Here is a 26,398-nt window from a genome sequence, read left to right as displayed (position 1 = left end):
TCCAATCAAACTCCCGGAATGGTTATTTTCTTAGGATTATTTTGATCATACAGGATCTCGATGGTACCTTGTTGCGGGACAGAGGCCAGGTCAAGAAGCCTCACTATTTTTTTGTAAACGGTGATATGCTCAATGCCTTTAAAATCTTTGAAGCTTACCTGAAACAGGAGCTGCGGCTGATCATTAACGGTCAATCCGGTCTGGCTTACGCTGATAATCTGTGCCTGTGCATTTCTTCCGGCAAAAAGAATACGTTCTTCTTTTTTATTTTTCACAAATTTTCCTACGATTTGCTTGTAGACTAAGATCGTCAGCAAAAACATGACCCCACTAAAAATAATAGGATGCATAAAGGTTAGAAACCTCCATCCAAAATCAAATGACTCCCTGAGGTAAAAGTAACTGTAAAGACCCATGATATAAACTATCATGAAGACAACAAACACGATCCTTAAGATCATATTTTTAATTTTAAATCTGGTCTGTACACCGCTCAGAATAAAATAAGGCTCTTTCGACGTGTCAGGATTCAGAAGGACTTTAACGGTCTTTCCCACATCAAATCTTTTTTCCTGTGGTTTTGTATCATAGAACATCATTTCATGCCTGATCTGTATATTGCTGAGATTCTTAAAGGAAAGGACAATATGGATTATATTGATATTCTTCCTGGCATCATACTTTATGAGTTTGTAACTGATAATTTCAGCCTCTCTTGGAATTCCGTTCTGTGCAATATAAGTGATTGTGTTTTTCTCTTTAAAGGTATTAATGAATAGATTTTTAATAAAAAAGAGGAGAACATAAAGCCATACAAGCAAAGAAAAACCGAGATATACATAGCTCAAAGCAGGTGTATTTCTCGGTTCAGTTGTGATTTCCGAAGTCATCATATAGATAAATATCGGAAATGGTATGCAGAAAACAAGCATATAAAGCGTCCAGAAAATGATCATAAATTTCATAACTGTTATTTTGCGATGCATGATAAAGTTATGATATTATTATTTAACGGACTTTCTCTCTATTACACTTCTTTTTCAAAATAAAGTCTGTAGTATTTGCCTTTGTCATCCTCCCCCATTTCCAGTTTCTGTCTGTCGCCATGGATGTAGATATGGAAGTTTTTATCAAGTTTGATGATGCTTTTGAAATGACGTTGTGTTTTCTTCACTGCGGCTTCACTGATCGGGAATTCTTCCGCAATATTAACCTGCATATCCTGCTCGTAATCGGTTTTGAAATTCACGAAACTTTCAATGACATGCTCGTCTCCCAATACTTCTGTAGCAAATTCATCCAACTTAAATTCTTCTTTTTCTTTGAAGAAATTGATGGATTTATTTAAGAAATCGGCCTGATCCGCTTTTGACACTTCAAATTCCTGTGGAAGCTGTTTGGTAATGTAGTCTTTGTAAACCATCAAAGCTTCCTGAGTGTGGAAATATTCGTCGTCACGCTGTTTTACTTTCAGGAAATCTTCAAACCAGTAGTACATATCTCCGTTTTTATTGTTGTCAACCACGGAAAGTACATAGCCGGTCTCTTTGTTATTGTTGTAAATCAAAGCTGCTTTGTCAATTTTAGACAAACCGATTCCCTGATCTTTTTCGATATCAAAAGTTTCTTCCTGAGGGGAAATTTTAAGGAAAGATTCTCTCTTTTCTGTTTTAAAGATTCCAATCTTATCTACTTTATCCGGACGGTCGCTTTCTTCTTCAAAAAGCACAATAAACAATTCTCCGCCCTGAACTCTTGGATTCTCAGCTGCTTCGAAAAGGTGTTTGGCAATATTTTCAGATTCCCAAAGGAATTTCGATTTGTCTTCAAAAATCTCGGATACGGAACTGTAAACCGGATTATTGACCAAATACGTATCGCTGTAAAAATTGAAGGTCTCTTCCGATTTAAAAGAACCTAAAAAATAATCTTCCAGCAGCTCTGCCATTCCTTCTTCCAGCTTGAGCTCTTCCTGAGACAGCGTTAAAGACTCTCCATTGATTTTATTTCCTACTCTGTGTACTATAATTTTTGAAAACATGTCCTGAATAATTTGGAGTGCAAAGATATTCATTCTATTCTTTCTATCATACAAATAAAAAATACAGAAGAAGCTTATTTTCGGGGAACACAGTATCTTTGGGTGAAAATATAGATTAATTATCTTTTTGTATTATATCTGAATTGTAATCAGGCTATAATTTGGTTACCATCTATTTTATACACCCATTTATTTGAAAAAAAACATTAAAAATATCAGGTTCAATCATGAGAAAGCACCGTACGGATGTGAAGTACTGGAACTGGATGATTTATTAAAAAAAATTTCTACCTTCACTTATTTCGGCAAAACAGAACGAATCCATTTTTTCATCGTCATGATTATTACAGAAGGAAAAGGAAAACATTTTGTAGATTTTAAGGAATACCACCTTGAAAAAGGAACGATTCTGTTTATAGCTCCCGGTCAGATTCAAGCCTATGAAACCAAACCCCAATATAAAGGATATATGCTCCTATTTACTGAACATTTTTTCCGTAAACAGGCCAATGAACTTAGTTTTCTGAATCAATCTTCCATATTTGACACCACTTTATCCAATGCCTTAGTAAAACCTGATCCGGATACGTTTTGTCAAATGATTCAGCTTGTACTTTTATTGATGAAAGAAATTTCATCCCACTATACCTTTTCTAAGGAAGAAAGCCTTCAAAAGCTGACCAGTTTATTTCTTATTTACTCTGAAAGGCAAAAACAAATGGATAATAAAAATATTCCCAACCACCACTATTTGTCCCAATACTATCACTTCAAACAATTACTCGAACAGCATTTTCTACAAGAACGCAGTGTAGACTTCTATGCATCGCTAATGGCAATTACTCCCAAAACACTCAACAGGATCACCCGGTCTGCTATTCAGAAATCCGCAAAACAATTCATCGACAACAGGATAATAATCGAAATAAAACGTCTTTTGTTGTTTGAAAGACTCAGTATAAAAGAGATTGCTTATACGCTTCATTTTAATGAACCCACCAATCTCATCAAATATTTTAAGAAACATACAGGACAAACCCCAACATCATACAAGGAATAAAATGTCCGTTTTTTATCATTTTTTGTCTGCTTTAAACCTTTTAAGATTCACCCTAATAATACATCTTTGTGTTTATAACATCTCCATGAAATTATTTCAGATTTAAAAACACAAATTTATTCTACATAAAATCCGGGAGGTTATACAACTTCATACAAACTGATTGCATGTCTTAAACATAAGCTTGCGGGAAGGTAAAAACACAAACAAAAGCTGTCTCTACTATTGAGGCAGCTTTTATTGTTTCAGGTACGGCTTTGCATACCATCTTTTTATCATATTCCCTATTTTCAGTAAAAATCTGTCTCATTTTGATAGCAACCTTATCATTTTGACAGGATTTATAGAATATAAAACCTCAGCGAAAACAAATTAACTAATTGATATACTGATAATTAATAAAATTAAATTCTCAAAGGAACGCCATTCGCTTCATCATCTTCAAAACCTACACAATGGACTTGAAGACTTTAAACCGCATAGACAAGTTAAGAAGATTAAAAAGCAGAGGACCGGCGACTCCAAAGTGGCTAAAACCTTATCACCTGATTCTCATGGCTTTTCTGACTGTTTTAGTCTTTGGAACAATCATTAAACTTTTAGAACAAAATCATTAATTATATGAACTATTCAGAAGCCGTCCGGGAAATTGCAGAAGTGATTCCCGACTTTGAAAATGAACTTACAACTACTACTCCCCAGAATTCTTACAGTGTGATCCGAACTTTCACTGAACGGATCAAAGGGATGATCCGACAGAATGACAGAAATGTATTATTTAAAAGTCTCCACAAGATGGACAAAATTTACACCAATGGAGATCTGGCTTTAAAAAATGCTGTGGAGGGAATTTTCATCTATTCACTGGACAATTTTACTGCTTTTTGCAGTGGCGAATACCGGAAAGTGATCTTTAGTCACATTTCAAAGGACTTGCAACAGACCTACTCGAGACAGATTTACAATCATGGCATTTAAAGTTTTATTACATTTTTCATCTGTTTCGTTACAAAAACAAATTTTGCTTAAAAATTAAAACTACTAAAAATCAATAGGTTATGAAATCAAAAATAAGAAGAATATCCGACTGGAAAACATGGAAAACCACGACCAACAGGCACAATACAGAGGTATTGCTTACTCACATCGCTGTGATTATAGGTGTTTTTATTTTTGCGGCCATGCTGTAAATTTTGGTACACATTTCGCTGCAAGATAAATACTGAAAAATATTAGTTATGATGAAAGTACAAATGCAAGCTATTAATAAAAAAATAGCCGTTGAATACTTAAAATTTTTCTATCCACCACTCCGAAAGGAAATCACACAGTTATCTGTGCAGGAAAACTTTGCCGGCATTATCCAGGCTACGATCAACTATTTAAAGGATATGCTGCAGGAATCGAAAATCTATATTGTAGCCCATCACATCAAACTGATGGACTGGATCTACAGAAACGGCGATTCTTACGTAAGAACCGTGATCGAAAACCTTTTTGTAAGATCATTGGAGAGCTTTAAAAAGCATTCTAAAATCCAGCAATGGAAGCTTCTTTATCAGAACATGCCTGATAATTTTCAGCTTATTTATAATGAGCAACAGAAACAGGACGAGATCTTTTTCGGTAAGTAAGAAATAATTTAATTTGTAAATAGGCTCTTCAGGCATTTTTGTCTGGGGAGTTTTTTATTTTCTAAACGTCAAAGTATTCATTTTCAACAATACAGCTTCTCAATCTTTAATTACTTCATAGCGTAAAAATGAATCTTCATATTCTTTACTATGCATCACTAATATTTTATTAAATTATATTTCACTATGTGGTGCAAAATAGATACTTTTGCAAAAATTATCCGATGAAATACTTTTCGCTCCTTATTCTTGCGGCGTTACCGATGATCTCATGCAGTGGAAATGATGATGCAGTAACTGAAAATATAATGCCTGCAGAAAAGCAGGTGTACACTTTTGAATATAAAAATTATACTGTACAAAGTATCTCAGTCTATAAAGGTCCGTCAGGTCAAAAGACTGATCCTTCAGAATCTTATCTGAACACCTATTGGAGTACTTATCAGCAACCGGCATGGAAGAAAATAAGTTTAGATCTGAAAAACAATTCTTTACAATTGATCTCCGGAACATCTTCAGATGTCACGTATGCCGTGAAGATTGAAAAAGATTCTGTATTTATCAGTGAAAATAATGAGCAGACTTTTGCAGGGATTTTTAGCAGAAGTGAATCTTCTTTCACGCTAAAAAGATCGTTTCGCTACATTAAAAAGATGCCAAGAGACCCTAACAGTGCTCTGACCATTTCCCAGAAAGCTGTTTTCGGAATAACCGGTTACCAGGATATTTTCGGTAATAATGTTTTCAGCAGTCCATCAGAAATGACCGCAAACGGAGATGATATTCTTTGGTCTAACATTGATTATCACTACAAAAACTTATAACAAATTTTGACGATGTGTACTCAGGTCCTAGAAATATCCTTTCATACATTTACTTGATCTGAGAACAGCCTCCCCTAACTAAGTGTTTGGGGAGTTTTTATATGATTTTTATCACTAACAAGAGAACTATATTAATTACAATCAATAAGTTATATTAAATTAATCTTTTATTAATAATGGTTAACAAAGATTTAATCATCATATATTTCACTACAATGTGTAAAAAGTATACTTTTAGGGTCTCAAATTAATTTATGAAAAGAATCATTGTACCTATTGCGCTATTGGTTGTAGCGACTATTTCTTCCATCTCCTGCCGTCAGGATATCAACGAAGAAACAACAACTGTTTTAGAAGGAGCAAAAGCTTCGAAAGGAATCAATCCTGTCGTAAGCGTACCTTCAAAATATTTAAATTATGATGAAGTATCTGTAGGAGGAAAGCAAGTGGCTTCCAAAACGACTACAGTAACTTTAAACAGCGACCAGATGGTGGTAACATCACCGAACAAAACGTTTATTGGCGGGGTTTATAATTCCACTACTCTGGACAATCTTTCGTACACCCCTATTTCTTATCCTGTAAAGCCGATCACGGTTTCTTATTCTTTCCCATCTGATTTTATTGTAGATACGATTGAAAAGCCTACACTTTCGAGCATGAGATCTTCGATCTTCAAAGCGATGCAAAGTGCTAATTTCAGTGGTCAGCAGTCTCTTGCTTTTGACTACAACATCAAGCAGTTCTCGTATTACAGCGAACTTAAGATTGCATTTGGAGCTAACGTGAATATCGGAAGTATTTTCAGCATTGATATCAGCGGAAGTAATAATAAGGTGAAAAGAAATACAGGGATCTTTGCCAAGTTTACCCAGAAGAATTTCACGATCGATATGGATCTTCCGGATAACGGCAATATCTTCAAAAATGAATCTGACCTGAACCTGGCAGCTTCTAAAAATCCGGTTTACATCAATTCTATCACTTACGGAAGACTGGGAATCATCTCTCTGGAATCTGACTATTCGTATAACGAAACAGCGTTTGCTTTAAAAGCGGCATTAAATGCTAAAATGGTCAACGGATCGATCAGCATTGATGTTCAGAGTAAAAAAATTCTTGAAGAATCTGACCTTAAAGTGTACATCCTGGGAGGTATCGGTTCTGATGCCGTACAAGTGGTACAGGGCTACACAGGCTTTATCAACTTTATTGTGAACGGAGGTCAGTTTACAGCCAATGCTCCGGGGGTTCCAATTAACTTTACTGCAGCTCACGCAGGAGACAATTCAGTATACTACACCACGTTTACTGTAGATAAATAAACATGAAAAAATTAATCTATTTAATGGCAGCTATTTCTATAGCTGCCTTACAAAGTTGTGCGAGTGAGCTTGAGGCCTCTGCAGAAGCTCAGGAAATGTCCCGCTCTCCCCAGCAGGTCGTAAATATTACTTCATTCGGAACTTATCCATCTGCTCTATCCGGTAAAAACAGAAGCATGCTCGCTAAAGGTGGTAATGCAGAAGAGTTTACGGAAACGAAGGAATTTGAATCTTCAGAATCGATCGTCCTTCCCCATCTTCAGATGTACATTTTCCCGGGATCTCTGTTGAAAGGTAACTCTATCCAGAATATGGATTTCAAGCCTATTTCAGCCTCTGTAAAGCCTGTTACCGTTTCTATGTCTATTCCTGCTTTGAACAAAAAGACAGCCTTCACCATAGACCAGCCTTCTTTATCCAAAACGAGACAGCTGGTACAGGATTATATTCAGTCTGCAGATTTTACACAGAACGGCACGCTGAGCTACAGTGTGGAACAGTTTACGTCATATGATGAGCTTAAAGTAGCTTTCGGATCAAATGTAAATACAAGGTCTTTATTTGGTAAAAATTCTTCCTCAACGAATATTGAAGAAGGGATGATTGCCAAGAGAACAGGATTCTACGTGAAATTTTACCAGACCTCTTTCACACTGGATATGGATATTCCAGCCGGATCACTAGTTAATGATAACAACTTTGACAGTGGCGGTGTGGAACCTGTATATGTTAATTCTATTTCTTATGGAAGGATGGGTGTTTTAACGATCGAAACGAATGAGCTGGCAGAAACAGCAAGAACCACTATTAATGAATCATTCAGCAAATTGTTTGTAAAAGGAGAAAGCTTTCTGACTCAGGAGGAAAAAAATTTCCTGAACGGAGCCGACTTTAATCTTTACCTGATAGGCGGAAGTGGCGTTACCGCTGCACAATCTTTTAAAGGATATGAAGCTTTTGTGAATCACATTTCAAAGGGAACTTTCTCTAAAAGTCAGCCCGGTGTACCGATCTTCTGTACCTATTCTTATTTAAAGGATAATTCGCCGGTGAAGACTACGTTTAAATTTGATATTAAAAATCCACCGGTTTATGTAAAGCTTGTGAAAGAAAATATAACCAGCGGACGCAACAGAAATGTGGATCTAAAACTGTATTTCTATTCCAGTAAGAGCCAGACGAATACGATTGCCCACCCAAGCATCCGCTTTGTGATCAACAAAATATCAAAAGTAGGGAGAAAAAATGGCGGTATGAACGGACCATGGACTTACACCACTACCAATGAACCTATTATTCTTCAAAATGCGGGAATGAATATTAATATGAGTATTCCCAATCAGGTACTATCCCGTGAAAACGGGCCTTGTGTACCAAGAGGAAGATTCGGGTGTGAGGTTGTACCGATCTACACAGAGGATGTGGAATACAGCATAGCACCAAGTGATAAGTACAATTACCTTGTCATCGATTAAAAAACAAACTTTATAAATGCACGATCAGATTATAGAATATTTTTGGTTTAATCTGAACAAGAACTCCCCGGATAGTGTCCGGGGAGTTTCTTTTTATTTATCCTTTTTGACAAAGACTTTCTGAATAGTCTGAAGTTCTTCTTTATTCATTTTTGAACTCTTTTCGAGCTTGGCCAGAAATGAGGAAACTTCTTCGGGAGTTGCTGGTGATCCCAGGTTATCTCCTTTACTGTCAAAAGAATCGGCAAGCACCTCTCCTTTTGGATTTAGGATGAGCCAGAAAGGAAGTCCGGCATTTTCTCCTTTGTATTTATTCATCAGTTCCTGTCCGCCCGGGTTTTCAAGTTTCTTTTTTTCTCCTCTTTCCTGAACATCGATGTAGGTGGTCACAAATTTCTTCTCGAAAATAGGTTTGGTTTCAGGAAGGTTCATATTTTTTTCCATCAGCTTGCACCAGCCACACCATGAAGCATGGAATACCAGCAAAACATTTTTCTTCTGGGCTTTAGCTTCTTTAAGGGCTTTATTCAATTCTATATCTGCTTTTTCCTGTGCTATACTTAGCTGAAACAGCAACAGGGCAGCAATGACAATAATTTTAGAGTATTTCATTCTGAATTTTGCTTTAATGTTACACGAATGTAGGTATTTTTCTGTAAAAAACGGCTGGTGTTTTTGTATTCAGAATTTGATTGGGGCTGTTCCTTATCTGTAAAAACTCCGGGACTATAAGAATCACCAACATTGGTTTTTTCTTCCGGCAATTATGCAAAAAAAGATAAACCCAGTAAAAAGAATTCAAATGATTATTAATTTCTGATGTTTTCTTTTTTTAGAAGTGTTATGATTTGGGTAATTCCGGTGGACGCATTTTGTATTTATAGCTGTTAAGGGTTTTTAAAAATGCTACAATATCAAAAACTTCTTCATCCGTCAAATGAAGTTTTTCCACCATTTCTGATTTATGGGGAAACTTAGGATCATTGATCTGATCACCTTTTGGAGTTTCTCTGCCCATTCCGGCATTGTACATCATGACAATATTGGCCAGTTCAGGAAAAAGCCCGTTATGCATATAAGGCTTGTTTTCGGATACTTCTCTCAGTGTAGGGGTTTTAAACTTTCCTACATCTTCGTTTTTTTTGGTAACCACATATCTTCCGAGATCCTCATATTTTCTTCCGTAATAGGTGAGCCCAAGATTATGAAATTTCTGATCAGAGAAATAAGGGGTATTATGGCAATTGATACAGTTTGCTTTAGTTCTGAACAGGTGAAGTCCGTTCACTTCAGCATCTGTTAATGCATCTTTCTTCCCGGAAACAAATTTATCAAACTTAGACGGCGGACTTATCACGGAACGTTCGAAAGTTGCGATGGCTTTTGCAATTCTATCTTCTGTCACGTCTCCATTTCCAAAAGCTTTTGCAAAGAGCGGTTTATAATTTTTAATTTTCCGGATATTCTTTACCGCCATTGACATATGAAGATTCATTTCCACAGGATTTTCAATAGATTCTTTCCATATCCAGCATCTAAAAGCACCTTAAACGCTTCGTTTCTGTGATTGAACCATACCAAGCTATTCTTCCACAAAAGATTCTGCTGCTCCAGACGATAGGTTCTATATTCTAAAGGATAATTATAATTGGTATCAAGCTGATCTTTGTAGGTAATTGCCGAAGCCCATCTTTTTCCGTTATAGTTTCCTAAGAAATTAATGTAGAAGCTGTGTAAATCAGTCTTTAGCCCTGAGTATTTTGTATAATCTTTATGGTATACGTAACTGGCATCCTGGTATTCATAGATCTTATAAAAGCGTTCTATCACATTGGTATAATCATATCCGGCAGAAAAGTGAGTATTGCCATTATTGAAAGCATATTCTCCACCCTAGATATAACCTCCCATCTTATATTCGGAAGTTTTATATTGTGTATTACCGATATACTGGTTACCATAGCCTTCGTTATAGCGGATATAAATGCTGTCGTTAGCAGGTATATTTCCCCCTTGATTCACAAAAATAATATCATTATTCTTGTAATGGTTAACGTAACTCAATTTACCAAAAACAGAGTGCTGTAAGTACAGAACTCTTTTAACTTATTATTAATTCAAGAATTTTAAAGTTTATAAACAGTACCTACAAACTTAAGGCAGATGTATTAATTAGGAAAACCAACAATGTAATAAGGAAATGTTTTAATGGAGTCTGAGCTCAAATATTATAAAAAAAAACGACTCCTATTGTAGAAGTCGTTTTCTTATATTTTCCGGAAAAATTATTTTTTTAAATCTGCCTTTACCTCTTTATAGCCATCTGCAACTGCATCTGCTCCTTTTACAGCGGTCTTTTTAACACTTTTCGCACCTTTGGTTGCTGTTTTACCAACCCATTTTGTGCTTTTTTTCACCCCTTTTTTTGTCGCTTTTGCTCCTTTTTGAGCTTTGTCACCCACCCATTCTGCACCATCTTTAACACCTTTTTCTGTTGCTTTCGCGCCTTTTTGGATCGCAGTGCCTACATTTTTTGCTTCTTGCTTTACTGTTTCCTGGGCATTAACAGCTACTGCAAATAAACCGAACGCTAATAAGGCCAATACCTTCTTTTTCATGTTGTATTTTTTTTAAATTAATATAATAAATATAACATAAAGCAAGCCAAACTTGTATGACAAAAAAAAGATTAATGAAAATAATTCAATCAAATTCAAAAAAGACAGTAACAATCGTTTTCTGTACCTGCTTTCTGTGCTAATACATCACTTAAGGACAGTTTCATCTCCTGAAATACTTTGAGGGAGAGTTATTGACTTTTTCTTCTTTAAGATATCCAATAATGCCTGAACTGTAAATGTTAGAATCAAGTATAATAGTATAAGCATTAATACAAATGCAATTCCATGTTGTCTGTATCCAAAGATTCCTTTTCCCCAGGAAATCAATATCCACTGTATCATATACATCGACGTTAGGTTTCTACTGCAGTATTTTAAAAGGCTGGTGAATTTATTTTCTTTCATTTTTGTGGTTATTCTGAAAATAGCCCACAGAAAAATCAAGGTCCATCCTGCAAAATAGATAACACCGCCCGGTCCCATGTGGTAAAAACCATTGTAATGATAGTCGCCGTATAAAAATACTAAAGGGGCACCAAGCGCTACAAACAAAAGTCCCCCATATAACATATTCCTAAATAATTGTTTGCTGTTGTAATTGAGCTCCAGATACCACTTTCCAAAAAACATCCCGATGATAATAAAAGACATCCACGGAAAGACAGGAAAATAAATGTAGGCAGGATAATCATTACTGAAAAAAAGATCTGAGATATAATTAAAGACGGGATAATCTACATGAATTCCGCTCACTTCTCTCGAAACTAAGGCTATCAATAATGCTATAGCCAGAATACCATATTTGTTTTTTACATATTCCCGGATAAAGCCTACAAATAGTAAAGAAATTCCTGCTAACTGCAAGATGTCTCCCAACATGACGAGGTACATGTATTGTTGTTCGATAGGACCATGCCAACCATATTTCTGAATAAAATTATCGGGAGCAAACCCCAAAACCGCGGGAACAATAAACTTCATGAAATTCATAAAAAAAGCGGCTAAGAGAAGTAAAGCTCCCCGTTTAACAGAGCTTTTAAGACTTTGATGGGTAGAAGTCATAAAGGTGATCCCCATGCAGATCATAAAAATTGCCGTTCCTCTGCCCAAAAAGACAATAAAACTGCCAACAGCCGATTCTGATTGTGATTTTACATTCGCAAAAATGAGCATGGTGTGTATAATAATCATTCCGATGACACTCATTCCCTTGATAAGATCCAGGGCTGCGATCCTTTTACTTTTCTGTTCCATAGTTTTTTTTAGTTTTTAACAAGTCTGCAAATCAAATCGAGAATAATTGATTGAGAGGTTCCGATGACCATTTTGCAGAAACACAAAATTAAGTTTTTTCAATATTAATATTTATTTATTCTAAATAAAAACAAATATACCTATTAAAAGTAAATAATAATTGAGTTCATTAATAAATTATTCTGATGCAGATTAAAAATTCCCTAACGATGCTTACACTTTATGTCATATCAACTATAAAAACCTAGTCTACACGTATGTTTTAAACATGCAGGCATTGGAAACAAAAAAACCGCCGCAAACATGGTTTGCGGCGGTTGTATAATCAAATGTAAGTATTATGGTACTTACAATGTACTTATTTCACTTCTTCGAAGTCTGCATCCTGTACATCATCTGCACCTCCTGCATTACCTCCAGGATTTTGAGCGCCTGCACCTGCATTAGCACCTTCAGCCTGTTGTCCTGCTGCATACATTTCTTCTGAAGCGGCCATCCATGCTGCATCTAAAGCTTCTGTTTTAGCTTTTACTTCGTCAACATTTTTAGTTTCAAAAGCTGCTTTCAATTCTGTGTGAGCTGCTTCTACAGCTGCTTTTTTGTCAGCAGAAAGTTTATCACCGAATTCTTTTAACTGCTTTTCAGTCTGGAAGATCAATCCGTCAGCTTTGTTGAAGATTTCAACTTCTTCTTTTTTCTTGGCATCCGCTGCAGAGTTTTCCTGAGCTTCTTTCTTCATTCTTTCGATTTCTTCGTCAGAAAGACCTGAAGAAGCCTGAATCTTGATCGTTTGCTCTTTTCCGGTTCCTTTATCTTTAGCAGAAACGCTTAAGATACCGTTAGCATCAATATCGAAAGTTACTTCGATCTGAGGAACTCCTCTTGGTGCTGGTGGGATATCTGCAAGATCAAATCTTCCGATCTCCTTGTTGTCGTTGAACATCGCTCTCTCTCCCTGTCCTACTCTGATGCTTACAGCTGGCTGGTTGTCAGAAGCTGTAGAGAATACTTCAGATTTTTTAGTTGGGATCGTAGTGTTGGCATCAATTAATTTAGTGAATACAGAACCCATTGTTTCGATGCCTAGAGAAAGTGGTGTAACGTCAAGAAGCAATACATCTTTTACGTCTCCTGTCAATACTCCTCCTTGAATAGCAGCTCCTACAGCAACTACCTCATCCGGGTTAACTCCTTTTGAAGGTTTTTTACCAAAGAATTTTTCTACTTCTTCCTGGATGATCGGGATTCTTGTAGAACCTCCTACCAAGATTACTTCGTCGATATCAGAAGTTGATAAACCTGCGTCTTTCAATGCTTTTGCTACCGGCTCCATAGATCTTCTTACAAGATCAGAAGCTAATTGCTCGAATTTAGCTTTAGTTAAAGTCTTTACCAAGTGCTTAGGACCTGTAGCTGTAGCTGTGATGTAAGGTAAGTTGATCTCAGTCTGAGCAGAAGAAGATAACTCGATTTTTGCTTTTTCAGCAGCTTCTTTTAGTCTCTGAAGTGCAATAGCATCAGTTTTTAATTCTACTCCTTCTTCAGCTTTGAACTCATCTGCCATCCAGTTGATGATCACATCATCAAAGTCATCCCCTCCTAAGTGCGTATCACCGTTTGTAGACAATACTTCGAATACACCGTCACCTAAATCAAGGATTGAGATATCGAAAGTACCACCTCCAAGGTCATATACAGCGATCTTCTGATCTTTATGACTCTTATCCAAACCGTAAGCTAATGCAGCAGCGGTAGGCTCGTTGATGATTCTTTCTACGATAAGACCTGCAATTTCTCCAGCTTCTTTGGTAGCCTGTCTCTGTGCATCATTGAAGTAAGCCGGAACAGTGATTACCGCTCTTGTTACTTCCTGTCCAAGATAATCTTCTGCCGTTTTCTTCATTTTCTGAAGGGTCATTGCAGAAATTTCCTGTGGCGTATATTCTCTGTCGTCGATTTTTACTTTTACGGTATCGTTTGGTCCTGCTACTACTTCATAAGGTACTCTTGAGATTTCTTTAGCATCTTCTTTGAAATGAGTCCCGATAAATCTTTTGATAGAGTATACCGTTTTCTTTGGATTCGTTACAGCCTGTCTTTTTGCAGGATCCCCTACTTTTCTTTCACCATCTTCTGTAAACGCTACGATAGATGGAGTCGTTCTTTTACCTTCAGCGTTAGGGATAACAACAGGGTCTTTTCCCTCCATTACAGCAACACAAGAGTTGGTTGTTCCTAAGTCAATTCCAATTATTTTACTCATAATATTTATATTTTTTCTAATTTTTAAATTTTAATTTACACTCTCAATTTCTCAATATCTGTACCATTTAAAATTTTGTGACAAAATGACAGAATCAAAAATATCTGTAGTTAGTATCGTCTTCCAGATTATGTTAAATTGTACTATTCAAGACAGTTTGAACATCGGATATCTAAAAAAATTAATCAAAGTTTAACTTTAGAAACAAGAATTAAACTGTACGAATTGCTATTTTTGATAAAATATACACTTTAGAATGTCAGTACACTTTAATCCGCGAGATATTACATGGCTTGCCTTCAATGAAAGGGTCTTACAGGAGGCCATGGACGAAAATGTCCCTTTACATTTAAGAATACGTTTTCTGGGAATCTTTTCCAACAATTTAGATGAGTTTTTCAGGGTACGGGTAGCAGGATTGAAGCGTGCAATGGATTTTAAGGAAAAAGTAATTGCAGAATCTTTCTATCAGCCCCCTTCAAAAATCCTTCAACGGATTAATGAAATCGTGATGAGACAGCAACTGAATTTTGATAAAACCTGGAAACATATTCAGGTAGAAATGGCTAGCCTTAAAGTTTCTATTAAAAACTCTAAAAATCTCACCGCCAAGCAGAAAGAATTTGTAAGACAGTATTTTGATGAAGTGGTGGAATCCAATGTCATCCCTATCCTGCTCCATGAAAATACTCCGATGCCTTATCTTAGGGACAAAAGTCTTTACCTGGGGGTAGCCATGAGAAAGAAAGACTGGCAGTATTCCAGCAATTATGCAATTATTGAGATTCCGTCACGATTTGTAGGAAGATTTGTCTTACTGCCAACGGAAGATCCGGAGGAAAAAAATGTCATGCTGCTTGAAGATGTCATCACCTTCAACCTTCCGCATATTTTCTCTTATTTCGGGTATGACGAATTTGCCGCTAATGCTTTTAAAGTAACAAAAGATGCCGAACTTGACCTGGATAATGATATCCGAACCAATTTCGCAGAAAAAATAGAAAAGGGGCTTAAAAACAGAAGAAAAGGAAAGCCTACCCGTTTTGTTTTCGATAAAGATATGGACAAAGCGCTATTGGAGCTTCTGATCCGAAAATTAAATCTAACCAAAAAAGACAGCATTATCCCAGGAGGAAAAATTCATAACTTCAAACATTTTATGGATTTTCCAGACGTTTTTGAAACCTATGAAAGACCGGCCGAAAGATCTTCTTTTACTCATCAGGCTTTTGAAAATGGTGAAAGAGTGACCGACGTTATTTTAATGGAAGATGTTCTTCTTTCTTTCCCCTATCATAAATACAATCCGGTGATTGATCTTCTGCGTGAAGCAGCCATGGATCCTGATGTAAAATCGATTCAAATTACGGCTTATCGTCTGGCGAGCAACTCCAAGATCAGCAACGCTTTGATTTACGCCGCGAGAAATGGTAAGGAAGTAACGGTGATGCTGGAACTTCAGGCAAGATTTGATGAAGAATCCAATCTTAAATGGAAAGAAATGTTTGAACCCGAAGGAATTACCGTACTCGTAGGTCTTCCGAATAAAAAAGTGCACGCTAAACTGTGCATCATTAAAAAAAGATCTCATAACAAAACACTTCAGTATGGCTTTGTGAGTACCGGAAACTTCAACGAAAAGACCGCAAAGATTTACGGCGATCAATTATTAATGACATCGGATCGTGGAATTATGGCAGATATCAACAAGGTATTTAATGTGTTGAAAAAACCAAAAGATGATTTCCTTCCGGTTTTAAAGACCTGCAAAAATTTACTGATCTGCCCGCAGTTTATGCGTGAAAAAATCGTCCACCATATCGATAAGGAAATAGAAGAAGCTAAAGCCGGACGAAGAGCAGAAATCATTGTCAAAGTCAATTCTATGAGTGACCGGGCCTTGATTGAAAAACTTTATGAGGCAGCAAAAGCAGGAGTGATCACAAAAACCATTGTAAGAGGAATTTACTGCCCCGTCAATCAGAAAGAATTTAAAGAAAAAATAAAAGCAATAAGTATTGTAGATGAATACCTGGAACATGCCAGGGTGATGTATTTCTATAACAAAGGGGCGGAAGATCTTTACATCTCATCTGCCGACTGGATGACGCGAAATCTTGACTATAGAATTGAGGCGGCTGCTAAGATCACAGACAAGAATCTAAAGAAGGAATTGAAAGATATTCTCGACATTCAGTTGAGAGATAACGTAAAAGCTCGTATTTTAGACAAAAAATTGAGCAACGAGTATGTCAGGAATGATAAAAAGGAATGCCGTTCTCAAATAGAAACCTACAAGTATTTAAAAGCTAAAACAAGCAAGAAATGAAGATTGCAGCGATAGATATAGGAAGCAACGCCGCCAGACTTCTGATCAATGAAGTAAAGATCAGCAACAGAAAACCGGAATTTATAAAACTTAATCTCTTAAGAATTCCTCTAAGACTTGGCATGGATGTTTTCACCATGGGAATGATCGGAGAGGAAAGAGAAAAAATGGTCATCGATTCCATGAAGATTTTCAGTGACCTGATGAAGATCTATAAAGTAGATCACTACAGAGCCTGTGCCACGAGTGCGATGCGTGATGCCTCCAACGGCAATGAAATCATCAAACAGGTAAAGGAGACTTCCGGGATTAATATAGAAATCATCTCCGGTGATGAGGAAGCCACTCTTATTTATGAAAACCATGTTGCAGAAGGGCTTGATAAAGAATTTGCCTATCTGTATATCGACGTGGGCGGAGGTTCCACAGAGCTGACCTTCTATGAAAACGGAAAAATGGTGTATGAAAAATCATTCAACATAGGAACTATCCGACTTCTGAACAACCTCGTCACTCCGGAAAACTGGCAAGAAATGAACGACGAAATCAAGAAGAATATTGTCAGTAAAAAACCGATCGTTGCCATCGGTTCAGGAGGAAATATCAACAAGGTTTTCTCGATGAGTAAGACCAAAGACGGAAAACCGATGACTCTGGCGCATCTTAAAAAAGTGTATAAAGAGTTCAATGAACTTTCTGTAGAGGAAAGAATGACCAAACATACCCTGAGAGAAGACAGAGCCGATGTTCTGGTGCATGCTTTGAGAATCTTTAACAATGTCATGTCATGGTCTGATATCAGCAGAATCTTTGTACCGAAGATCTCCGTGGCAGACGGGCTTATCCACAACATTTTCAGTCAGCTGCACGAAAAGAAATAGATTTCTGACACCTATATATTAAAAACCAGCTATCCATTAGCTGGTTTTTGCTTTGTATACACTGCCATTGCTAGCAAAACAAAGCCTTCCAACTTATATTTTAAAAAGTAAGAAGGATTTGAATATGTAAAACAATACAATAGGTTACAGATCCATCCTCTCCATCTCTAAAACTTCAATAGATTCATATTATTTTCAAAAATGTAGATTTTTTAATGTAAATTTAAAGTAATACTAAAAGTTAATACGTCATACATACTATCAAGAGAAAAAAATGAATCCGATCAAAATAATTCTTACAGGAGCAACCGGTATGGTAGGTGAAGGGGTTTTAATGGAATGCCTTGAAAATCCTGCCGTTTCTGAAATATTAAGCATAAGCAGAAAACCTTCGGGAAAAACACATGCCAAACTCAAAGAATATTTAGTTCCGGATTTCCTGGCCATCGATCTTCATGATGAACATCTGAAAGGCTATGATGCGTGCTTTTTCTGTGCCGGGATCAGCAGTGTAGGAATGAATGAGGAAGATTATACAAAGATTACCTATGACACTACCCTTCATTTTGCTCAGGCCGTTCTGAATGAAAATCCGGATATGGTATTCAACTATGTTTCAGGCGCTCATACCGACAGTACGGAAAGCGGAAAGCTGATGTGGGCCAGAGTAAAGGGCAGAACTGAAAATGCTCTGAAGAAACTGGGTTTTAGAAATGCCTTCAATTTCCGTCCCGGATTCATGAAACCTGTTGATGGTCAGACCCATGTAAAATGGTTCTTCAAACCATTTATTTGGTTTTTTCCTGTTTTTTTTCCTTCAAAATCATTAACTTTACACGAAGTGGGCAGAGCTATGATTAATGCTGTATATAAAGGCTATCCTACGTCTGCTTTGGAAATTAGGGACATCAAAAACTTAACTATATGAGAGAAATGGTAAAAAGAATTGTTCTGGTGATTTTTGTACTATTGGTTCTGACTGCAATTTCAGGATTTTTCTATATGCAGAAAAATCCCCTGGACGGAAAATCCTCCGTCAATAAAGCATCAATTTTGTCAGGAAATCATGCAAAATAAATAAAAGACTATCCTCTGAAAATTCAAATAAGCTCATTTGCTGTTTTGCTGATTCATTTTTTATATTTTCCCATTTAATGTTTTCTATTTTCATCTCTTTGTAATATTTGTTCCCTTTTTATTAAACATTTATTAAAATTCCATTAAAATACTTGCGAAGTATAAAGTTCATTTTTGCATACATCTAATTGTAAGTAAAAATGATCAACAACTATTTTTTAAAAGGATCTGTCATTGCCGCATTTTTCCTTCAGGGCGGACTTTTCGGACAGAGCCTTATCCATTACTGGAATTTTAATAACAATGCATCTTCAGCATCCATTACAACTCCTTCTTCCACTTTAGTCAGCGGATCTCTTGCTCCGGTACCTGGAGGTACCAGTGAAATAGATTTTGCAGGCGGTACCGGACAAAATTTTAGTGATGCCAATTTAAATACGAGAAACGGTGATCCTTCGGGAACTCATTTAAGATTCAATAATCCTATTGGCGGAGCATTACAGTTTAATCTTCCTACCACAGGGTATCAAAATGCTGTTGTAAAATTTACAACCAGAAGATCGGGACAGGGCGCAGGAACCCAGACCTGGTCTTATTCAACCGACGGAACGACCTTTGTTCCGTATCAAACCGTCAGTCCGCAGGATGCCAGTCCTCAACTGATTACTTTTGATTTTTCTGCGGTTTCCGGAGTTTCCAATAATCCGAATTTCAAATTAAAAGTAGAATTTTCTGCTACGGGAGGCGGAAGTGGAGGCAATAACCGTTTTGATAATTTCACGGTAGATGCTACTCCTGCGGGAGGACCAGATACGACCGCTCCTACAACTTCATATCTTCCTTCACACAACACAAATAATGCTTCAACATCTGTAAATCCAACCATCTCTTTTAATGAAAATGTAAGACTTACAGACAATTCCGCGATCAACGATTCTAATGCACAAAATCTTGTAGATTTCCGTATCGGAAATGCTTCAGGTACTCCAGTTCCCTTCACGACAACTTTTAACAATAATAAGATTACAGTCATTCCGGTATCATCCCTTAGCCCAGGGCAAACTTATTATCTGGCTCTTAAAACCAATACCGTTGAAGATTTAAGTGATAATGGGATTACAACCACAACATCCAGCACCTTTACAACGGCCGGAACAACAGTTTCTCTGGATAAGAATTTTATTAAGGCGAATGAAAATGCAGGAACTCTGGCATTCAAGATCAATGTTTCCAATCCTTCTGCGGCCACGGTCAATCTAGTGGTAAAACCTGCTCCTTTCAGTACTGCCAACAGCGGTGACTTTACATTATCCAATCAAACAATTAATATTACACCTTCCACAACCAGCTATACCGTTAATATCCCAATCATTGATGATACCCTTGAAGAACAGCAGGCAGAATATTTCGTGGTAAGTTTAGAAAACCCAACGGGAACAACCATTTCAGGAGATAATTCGGCGACAGTTTATATTGTGGATAATGATCAGCCTGCACCGGTTCCTTCCGGACAAATCCAGCTGAACTATATCGGCAGCTTTGATCCTTCCGGAAATAATAACAGTTCTACCGAGATTGTAGTTCATGATCCTGCTTCACAGAAACTGTTCACCATCAGTTCGATTACAGATGTTTTTGATATTATTGACTTCAGCACTCCAACTGCTCTATCGGTGGTAAAAACCGTCAATATGGCTCCATATGGTGGAATCACAAGCATCGCGGTTAAAAATGGTATCATTGCTACGGCTTCTCCGAATGCAGATCCACAACAAAATGGTTCTGTCGTTTTCTTTGATATTAACGGAAACTTTCTGAAACAGGTAACTGTGGGTGCTCTTCCAGATATGGTGGCTTTCACTCCGGACGGAACAAAAGTGATCACGGCTAATGAAGGTGAGCCGAACGATGCCTACACGGTAGACCCTGAAGGAACAATCAGTATTATTGATATTTCAGGTGGTATTGGAAATATTACCCAAGCCAACGTCACGACTCTGAATTTCAATAGTTTCGATTCTCAAACCGCTGCTTTAACAGCAACAGGACTACGCAAAGTGAGAACCAATAATACGCTTTCTCAGGACCTGGAACCTGAATATGTTACGGTAAGCGCAGACAGCCAGAAAGCATGGGTAACGCTTCAGGAAAACAATGCGATCGCTGAAGTTAATTTAGCAGCGAAAACGATTTCAGGCATCTGGGGATTAGGAAAAAAAGATATGAGCCTGCCTGGAAATGGTTTTGACGCTTCTGATAATAATGGAGAAATCTTAATTGCCAACTGGCCAGTGAAAACGTATTACACGCCGGATGCTGTTCAAAATTTTAAAGTTGGAAATACCCATTATATTGTAACAGCCAATGAAGGTGATGAAAAAGATCTTTCCGGTTTCAGTGAAAGAACTACTGTTGGAGCCAATGCTTATACTTTAGATCCTGTTCTTTTTCCTCAGGCGTCTGTCTTAAAGGCATCTCATAATCTAGGCAGATTCAGGGTTTCCAGTGCGACCGGAAATACGGATGCAGATTCAGATTTTGAAGAAATTTCAGCTTTAGGCGCCCGTTCATTCTCGATTTTTAATGCAGACACAAAGCAATTGGTGTATGACAGTGGCGACCGATTTGAAAGATACATCGCAACCTATCATCCCCTGATCTTTAATGCCGACAATGAAGGCAACGGTGCCAAAAACCGAAGCCGTGCTAAAGGTCCTGAACCGGAAGGAGTTGCTCTGGGAACGATCAACGGCCAGACGTACGCTTTTATTACCTTAGAGAGAACCGGCGGAGTGATGGTTTATAATATCACCGATCCTAACAATCCTACGTTTACAGATTATAAGCATTCCCGATCTACGTCAGCTTACGGTGGTGATAATGGCCCTGAAGGCATCACGTACATCGCTCTGGGAAACACCACCACCGGAAAGGGTTATGTCATTATTGCGAACGAGATCAGCGGAACATTATCCATGTATCAGGTTGCTTTCCCTGCTACCTTAGCAACGGGAGAAATAAAAACGGAGAAAGCTCCATTTAATGTATTCCCCAATCCGATAACGAAAGGAAATATACTGTATTTCAACAGGGCTCAGGATTATGAACTGTACGATATGTCAGGAAAAATGCTTGGAAAAGAGAAAAACACATTAACCATCGATACTTCAAAACTATCTGCAGGCGTTTATCTTTTGAAACCTTCAGAAGGACCCATTAAAAGGGTTATTGTAAAATAGCCTATAAATATAATTCAGTTGATAGGGTCCCGGATTTTCCGGGGCTTTTTTTTGATCTGCAAATTCAGTAGATTTAAGGCCGTACTATGTCTTGAAATAATTTAAAAAAAATGTTTGGATTTACCTTTGATAGTGAAACAGAGCCGGAAATCATTGCACTTATGGATGATGTAAGAAATATTGAAAGCCCAGCGGGCATTATTTACCGTACCATACGATTAATTAATGTTGACGACGCTCACAATCTTTTATCAGCAATAGAAAATGCTGCAAAAATCTATGAAAACAATGGTTTCATTTGTATGCTTGATGATACAAAATCTATTGTAGCCAGAACTTTTATTAGTAATATCAGAATATTAAAGTCCAAAAAAAATAATATCACTTTATATGGACAGGTATGGTGTCATCCAAATCAAAGAAGTAAAAAATTATTTAAAACTAAGTTTGATGAAATACTTGAAATTTTTGAAGATTACCGTGTACAGGTTGTTTTAAAATAAAAAGTTCCGGGCGGAAAGCTTCGCTTTCTGCCCGGAACTTATCTCTATACTTCAATATTATGCTTTCGGAACTTCAGTTTCCGGATTCATATCATCAAAATTCTTTTTCTCTTTCTTCTCTGGAACGATTACAATCTCCTGTTTAGCCTCATCCGGCTTTCCTTTTAAATACTCCGGTAAATTAAGTCCGGCCATATTAAACAGGTCGTTCAATGGAGGTACAGATTTCATCATTCCCGAAACAAAATTGGCGGTAGAACCATTTCCATCCTGTCCGTTTCCACTGTCCCAAACCGTGATTTTATCGATTTTAATATTTTTAACAGCTTCTACCTGCGTTTTAACCAATTCAGGAAGTTTTTCAATTAAAAGCAACTGGAAAGCACTGTTGGTATCTCCACCTGCAGCCTGTACGATTTTGTCATACCCCTGAGCCTGTTTGGTCAGGATTTCATAAAGCCCTTTTGCTTCAGCTTCCATTTTAGCGAAAATAGCATCAGCCTCTCCTTTCGCCTGCAATCTTATTTTCTCAGCTTCTGCCTCTGCGTCAATGATGGCTTTCTGTTTAGCAATTTCTGCATGTACTACAATATTGGCCTGTTGCGTAGAACGTTCTCTTTCTCCTCTGGCAACTTCCGCTTTCTGTTCTGCAAGGTAAGATTCTTCCAAAGATCTTGCTGCCTGTACTTTTTCCGCAGCGGTAGCAATTCTTAAGGCTTCCGCTTCTTTTTCTCTTCTTTCAGCATCAGAGTTCGCGATAGTGATCTTGGCTTCATTTTCCCCTTTTACCGCAATAGAGTTGGCTAGTGAGGTGGCAATTCTTGATTCCTTTGCGGCTTCTGCTTTACCGATAGACTCATCTTTTATGGCCGAAGCAATACTGATTTCTTTATCTTTTTGCGTGATGGCAATTTTCACATCTCTGTCTCTTTGGGTTTCAGCAATCTGAGTGTCTTTTTCCCTGTCGGCAATTGCTTTACCCGTTTCCCCGATTTTAGTCTGTTCCGCAACACTGATGATGGCTTCGTTAATCGCTTTTGCAGCGGCTTCTTTACCCAAAGCTTCAATATATCCGGATTCATCTCTGATATCCGTAACGTTCACGTTGATCAGCTTTAAACCGATTTTCTTTAATTCCGTATCGACGTTTTTAGAAATATTGTCTAAAAATTTATCCCTGTCTGAATTGATCTCTTCAATGGTCATTGTTGCAATAACCAAACGGAGCTGACCGAAAAGGATGTCTTTAGAAAGTTCCTGAATCTGCTCCTGAGCCAGACCTAGTAATCTTTCTGCAGCATTTCCCATAGAATCAGGTTCTGTAGAGATGGCAATGGTGAACCGGCATGGTACATCTACCCGGATGTTCTGTCTGGATAAAGCATTGGTAAGATTAGCCTCAATGGAGATCGGTTTCAAATCAAGATAAGCAAAATCCTGAATAACAGGCCATACGAAAGCACCACCTCCGTGGATACATTTTGCAGAGCTGCCTCCTGTTTTACCGTAAATCACTAAAATTTTATCCGAAGGACATCTTTTGTACCTTGATATAAGGGCCAAAAACGTGACGAATAGTACAAGTACAATAACTAATGTTAAAATAAGACTTCCTGGTATTGCCATAAATAGTTTTTATAAAATGGTTGATAATGAATTAAATTTTTGAAACGACAAGGATCTTGTCATAAATGTAAGTAACCCTCACAGAATCGCCGGACGGGATTTTTTCTTTTTCTTCTGTCATAGCCGGAAGTTCGTGGCTGGTGCCATTGACAGAAATGGTAATCTTTCCTTTACCACTCATATCCGGAGGAATGGTAAGATAAACTTCGCCTGCCCTGCCAATGAGATTTTCCATCTTAAAGGTATTATCTTCCGTAAGTTTCATGATCTGAAGGATCAAAATAAAGAATAAAAATATAAATCCTGCCCCAACAATGACGGCAACAAATACCAGCAGCGATTTGTTTCCTATGGAATGATAAAATGCAACACCACTCCATCCAAATCCTAAAAGGAAATTGATAAGGTTTCTGAAAGAAAATAACTGAAAAGGGCTGTCAGCATGACTGTCTCCGCTAAAATCAGAATGCATTACGTCTCCATGACTGCCTCCGACAAAAGTAAGAACTGTTTGAATTAAAAAGATAAAGCTGGCAGCTATGGCTGTATACCAGAAGCCTTGCTGAAGGGGTTCTAAATTTTGAAGAAATTCAAACATAAGATGCGTTTTTAACAAATATACTTAAAAAAAACTGATCTTTTAAATTGAAAATAATAAAAAACGAGAAGGCCTGATGGGATAATAAAACGTCACTATTTAAAGCTATCAGTCAATATATCATGTTTCAAACAGGATTGGTTTTTAATATCTTCGCTGCTTTAAGATAACTATGAATAAACTTTTTACAAGTGTAGCAATGGTAGCTTCTTTTTATAGCAACATCAATGCTCAGACAATCAATTTAGACCCCAATTTTGGAAGTGGAGGAATTGTCTCACTTCCATTAAATGGAGAAGCAGATGACCTGCAAATTACCCTAAGTTCTGATAATAAAATCCTTGCGTACGGAAAGGACATTATGACATCCGGGAATGTCAATCCCAATAAAATTTATAAATTAAATCTTGACGGGGCTTTAAACACAAATTTTGGAAATGGCGGAATACTCACACTTCCCGACTACATAGGTGATTTTATTGTCCTACCTCAGGGAAATGGGAAAATTCTTGTGACCTTCCAAAGAACATCCGGTAGTGCTTCTTCTGAAACAAGTATTCTGAGATATGACCTAAATGGTATTTTGGATAACAGCTTTGGAAATAATGGGGAGTTTAAAACTTCTTATAACGGACCAAATGGTTTCAGATCTAACAATGCGGTTGTTCTTTCTGATCTTTCTATTATTTTAGCAACCGGAAGCCAATTCATTAAATTAACTCCGAATGGAAGCATTGATACTTCTTACGGAAATAATGGAAGCATCAGTCAGGTTAACAGTGGGAATATCCAACTATCAAATTCCAATATACTCGCCTTTTACGATCATAAGATTGATAAAATAACTTCCACCTTAACTCCGGTCAGTACATTTGGAACCAATGGAACCTTTACGTACCCTGACTCAGGAAGCTACTTTTCAAAACAGGCTACAGATAACAGTATCTATACTTTAGATTTAGATGGTAACACTTTCTACAATATCAGTTCCAATGGAAACTTATCCAGTACCGTTTTATTGACTGATGACAATAATAGTCTTGATTTCTACAGCAATTTTGACTTTTCAGGAAATAAAATATACTTTGTAGGAACAACATCTGCAGAGATTCCATTCATTGTAAGCTATGATCATTCAGGCAATCTTGTTCCTCTTAATTCCCAAAATTCTTACAAGGAGACATCTTTAGCACAAGGAAATTATACTTCTGTTTTAGCAAAAGACAATGTCATTTACGTAGGAGGTGACCAAAAGGATCTTTCAACCAATAAGTGGTATTATGTAGTGACAAAATACAATGTATCAGCATCTACTTTATCAGCGAATGGAATCCAGCCTGAAAATTCCATTTCATTTGAGAATCCTGCTCAATCCCATTTGGTGTATTCCTCAAAAGAGAAAGTAAGAAAAATTGAACTCTATTCTACAGATGGAAAATTGTTAAAAATAATAACTGAAAATCATTCCAATATTTCAGATCTATCTAAAGGTGTTTATCTTTTAAAGGCTGAATTTGATCATGGAAAAATAGTGACCCGGAAACTGATCAAAAACTAATGCTGTTATAAAAGGACATTAAAGTTTATCATCCATTAGTTTTGAGTCAACACAAAAGCGCAGGGAATTCTGAATAAATCTATTTTAAGG

Annotated in this window: 25 protein-coding genes; 14 read left to right on the top strand and 11 right to left on the bottom strand. The window is 37.1% G+C overall.

Features of this window, described 5'->3' with window-relative positions:
- Positions 1 to 5: 5 nt before the first annotated feature.
- Positions 6 to 965, bottom strand: coding sequence for a hypothetical protein (locus tag BUC06_RS20845; RefSeq protein WP_083564151.1), 960 nt, complete (start codon positions 963 to 965; stop codon positions 6 to 8).
- A gap of 62 nt (positions 966 to 1,027) precedes the next feature.
- Positions 1,028 to 2,041, bottom strand: coding sequence for a nucleoid-associated protein (locus BUC06_RS20840; protein WP_073336235.1), 1,014 nt, complete (start codon positions 2,039 to 2,041; stop codon positions 1,028 to 1,030).
- Between the two features lie 193 nt (positions 2,042 to 2,234).
- Between BUC06_RS20840 and BUC06_RS20835 the strand changes: the two genes are divergently transcribed.
- The 7 genes from BUC06_RS20835 to BUC06_RS20805 all read left to right on the top strand — a co-directional run bounded on the left by BUC06_RS20835 (position 2,235) and on the right by BUC06_RS20805 (position 8,359).
- The gene (locus BUC06_RS20835) at positions 2,235 to 3,101 is read left to right on the top strand and encodes a helix-turn-helix domain-containing protein (RefSeq protein WP_073336158.1); all 867 of its coding nucleotides are present in this window, start codon (positions 2,235 to 2,237) and stop codon (positions 3,099 to 3,101) included.
- Positions 3,102 to 3,722: 621 nt separating this feature from the next.
- A complete protein-coding gene (locus BUC06_RS20825) occupies positions 3,723 to 4,079 on the top strand; it encodes a DUF7674 family protein (protein ID WP_073336154.1) in 357 nt (118 codons plus the stop codon).
- A gap of 80 nt (positions 4,080 to 4,159) precedes the next feature.
- On the top strand, positions 4,160 to 4,291 hold the full coding sequence (locus tag BUC06_RS24335; RefSeq protein ID WP_262484544.1) for a hypothetical protein: 132 nt from the start codon (positions 4,160 to 4,162) through the stop codon (positions 4,289 to 4,291).
- A 48-nt stretch (positions 4,292 to 4,339) separates the two neighbouring features.
- Complete coding sequence (locus BUC06_RS20820) at positions 4,340 to 4,735, top strand: DUF7674 family protein (protein WP_073336152.1); 396 nt, start codon at positions 4,340 to 4,342, stop codon at positions 4,733 to 4,735.
- A gap of 224 nt (positions 4,736 to 4,959) precedes the next feature.
- Entirely contained in the window at positions 4,960 to 5,559 is a 600-nt protein-coding gene (locus BUC06_RS20815) for a DUF5376 family protein (RefSeq protein WP_073336150.1), read from the top strand.
- A gap of 254 nt (positions 5,560 to 5,813) precedes the next feature.
- Positions 5,814 to 6,884, top strand: coding sequence for a thiol-activated cytolysin family protein (locus BUC06_RS20810; RefSeq protein ID WP_073336147.1), 1,071 nt, complete (start codon positions 5,814 to 5,816; stop codon positions 6,882 to 6,884).
- A 2-nt stretch (positions 6,885 to 6,886) separates the two neighbouring features.
- Positions 6,887 to 8,359, top strand: coding sequence for a thiol-activated cytolysin family protein (locus tag BUC06_RS20805; RefSeq protein ID WP_073336145.1), 1,473 nt, complete (start codon positions 6,887 to 6,889; stop codon positions 8,357 to 8,359).
- Positions 8,360 to 8,452: 93 nt separating this feature from the next.
- Here the strand turns inward: BUC06_RS20805 and BUC06_RS20800 are convergent, their stop codons facing one another.
- The 7 genes from BUC06_RS20800 to dnaK form a co-directional block, all read right to left on the bottom strand.
- Positions 8,453 to 8,971 (bottom strand): thioredoxin family protein, encoded by a 519-nt coding sequence (locus BUC06_RS20800; RefSeq protein ID WP_073336143.1) that lies wholly within the window; start codon positions 8,969 to 8,971, stop codon positions 8,453 to 8,455.
- A 229-nt stretch (positions 8,972 to 9,200) separates the two neighbouring features.
- Positions 9,201 to 9,854, bottom strand: coding sequence for a cytochrome-c peroxidase (locus BUC06_RS20795; protein WP_262487938.1), 654 nt, complete (start codon positions 9,852 to 9,854; stop codon positions 9,201 to 9,203).
- Positions 9,851 to 10,189, bottom strand: coding sequence for a hypothetical protein (locus BUC06_RS20790; protein ID WP_073336142.1), 339 nt, complete (start codon positions 10,187 to 10,189; stop codon positions 9,851 to 9,853). Before BUC06_RS20790 ends, BUC06_RS20795 begins: the two co-directional genes overlap by 4 nt.
- 63 nt (positions 10,190 to 10,252) lie before the next feature.
- Positions 10,253 to 10,423, bottom strand: a complete 171-nt coding sequence (locus tag BUC06_RS23955; RefSeq protein ID WP_167367453.1) for a hypothetical protein — start codon at positions 10,421 to 10,423, stop codon at positions 10,253 to 10,255.
- Between the two features lie 221 nt (positions 10,424 to 10,644).
- Positions 10,645 to 10,977: a hypothetical protein gene (locus BUC06_RS20785; RefSeq protein ID WP_073336140.1), complete on the bottom strand. Its 333-nt coding sequence runs from the start codon at positions 10,975 to 10,977 to the stop codon at positions 10,645 to 10,647.
- 147 nt (positions 10,978 to 11,124) lie between these two features.
- Positions 11,125 to 12,234, bottom strand: coding sequence for a heparan-alpha-glucosaminide N-acetyltransferase domain-containing protein (locus tag BUC06_RS20780; RefSeq protein ID WP_073336138.1), 1,110 nt, complete (start codon positions 12,232 to 12,234; stop codon positions 11,125 to 11,127).
- A gap of 358 nt (positions 12,235 to 12,592) precedes the next feature.
- A complete protein-coding gene (gene dnaK / locus BUC06_RS20775) occupies positions 12,593 to 14,497 on the bottom strand; it encodes a molecular chaperone DnaK (RefSeq protein WP_073336136.1) in 1,905 nt (634 codons plus the stop codon).
- Between the two features lie 256 nt (positions 14,498 to 14,753).
- Between dnaK and ppk1 the strand changes: the two genes are divergently transcribed.
- From ppk1 to BUC06_RS20750, 6 genes are all read left to right on the top strand, one after another.
- Entirely contained in the window at positions 14,754 to 16,826 is a 2,073-nt protein-coding gene (ppk1, locus tag BUC06_RS20770; RefSeq protein WP_073336134.1) for a polyphosphate kinase 1, read from the top strand.
- Positions 16,823 to 17,707 carry a Ppx/GppA phosphatase family protein gene (locus BUC06_RS20765; RefSeq protein WP_073336132.1) on the top strand — a complete coding sequence of 295 codons (885 nt, stop codon included), beginning with the start codon at positions 16,823 to 16,825 and terminating at the stop codon, positions 17,705 to 17,707. Before ppk1 ends, BUC06_RS20765 begins: the two co-directional genes overlap by 4 nt.
- A 274-nt stretch (positions 17,708 to 17,981) precedes the next feature.
- On the top strand, positions 17,982 to 18,635 hold the full coding sequence (locus tag BUC06_RS20760) for an NAD-dependent epimerase/dehydratase family protein (RefSeq protein ID WP_073336130.1): 654 nt from the start codon (positions 17,982 to 17,984) through the stop codon (positions 18,633 to 18,635).
- Positions 18,632 to 18,784, top strand: coding sequence for a hypothetical protein (locus BUC06_RS23950; protein WP_167367452.1), 153 nt, complete (start codon positions 18,632 to 18,634; stop codon positions 18,782 to 18,784). Before BUC06_RS20760 ends, BUC06_RS23950 begins: the two co-directional genes overlap by 4 nt.
- Positions 18,785 to 18,984: 200 nt before the next feature.
- Complete coding sequence (locus BUC06_RS20755) at positions 18,985 to 22,023, top strand: choice-of-anchor I family protein (RefSeq protein ID WP_073336129.1); 3,039 nt, start codon at positions 18,985 to 18,987, stop codon at positions 22,021 to 22,023.
- 110 nt (positions 22,024 to 22,133) lie between these two features.
- Complete coding sequence (locus tag BUC06_RS20750) at positions 22,134 to 22,526, top strand: hypothetical protein (protein ID WP_073336127.1); 393 nt, start codon at positions 22,134 to 22,136, stop codon at positions 22,524 to 22,526.
- A 57-nt stretch (positions 22,527 to 22,583) separates the two neighbouring features.
- Here BUC06_RS20750 and BUC06_RS20745 read toward each other — a convergent pair whose 3' ends face one another.
- Positions 22,584 to 24,152, bottom strand: a complete 1,569-nt coding sequence (locus tag BUC06_RS20745) for a flotillin family protein (protein WP_073336125.1) — start codon at positions 24,150 to 24,152, stop codon at positions 22,584 to 22,586.
- A 31-nt stretch (positions 24,153 to 24,183) separates the two neighbouring features.
- Positions 24,184 to 24,750 (bottom strand): NfeD family protein, encoded by a 567-nt coding sequence (locus BUC06_RS20740; RefSeq protein WP_073336123.1) that lies wholly within the window; start codon positions 24,748 to 24,750, stop codon positions 24,184 to 24,186.
- A 172-nt stretch (positions 24,751 to 24,922) separates the two neighbouring features.
- Here BUC06_RS20740 and BUC06_RS20735 point away from each other — a divergent pair, with 172 nt between their 5' ends.
- Positions 24,923 to 26,308, top strand: a complete 1,386-nt coding sequence (locus BUC06_RS20735; protein WP_073336121.1) for a T9SS type A sorting domain-containing protein — start codon at positions 24,923 to 24,925, stop codon at positions 26,306 to 26,308.
- Positions 26,309 to 26,398: the final 90 nt, after the last annotated feature.

Source organism: Chryseobacterium carnipullorum (assembly GCF_900142785.1).
Taxonomy (GTDB): domain Bacteria; phylum Bacteroidota; class Bacteroidia; order Flavobacteriales; family Weeksellaceae; genus Chryseobacterium; species Chryseobacterium carnipullorum.
Note: the sequence above shows the minus strand (reverse complement) of the source record. Positions and strands in the feature narration are given on the sequence as shown.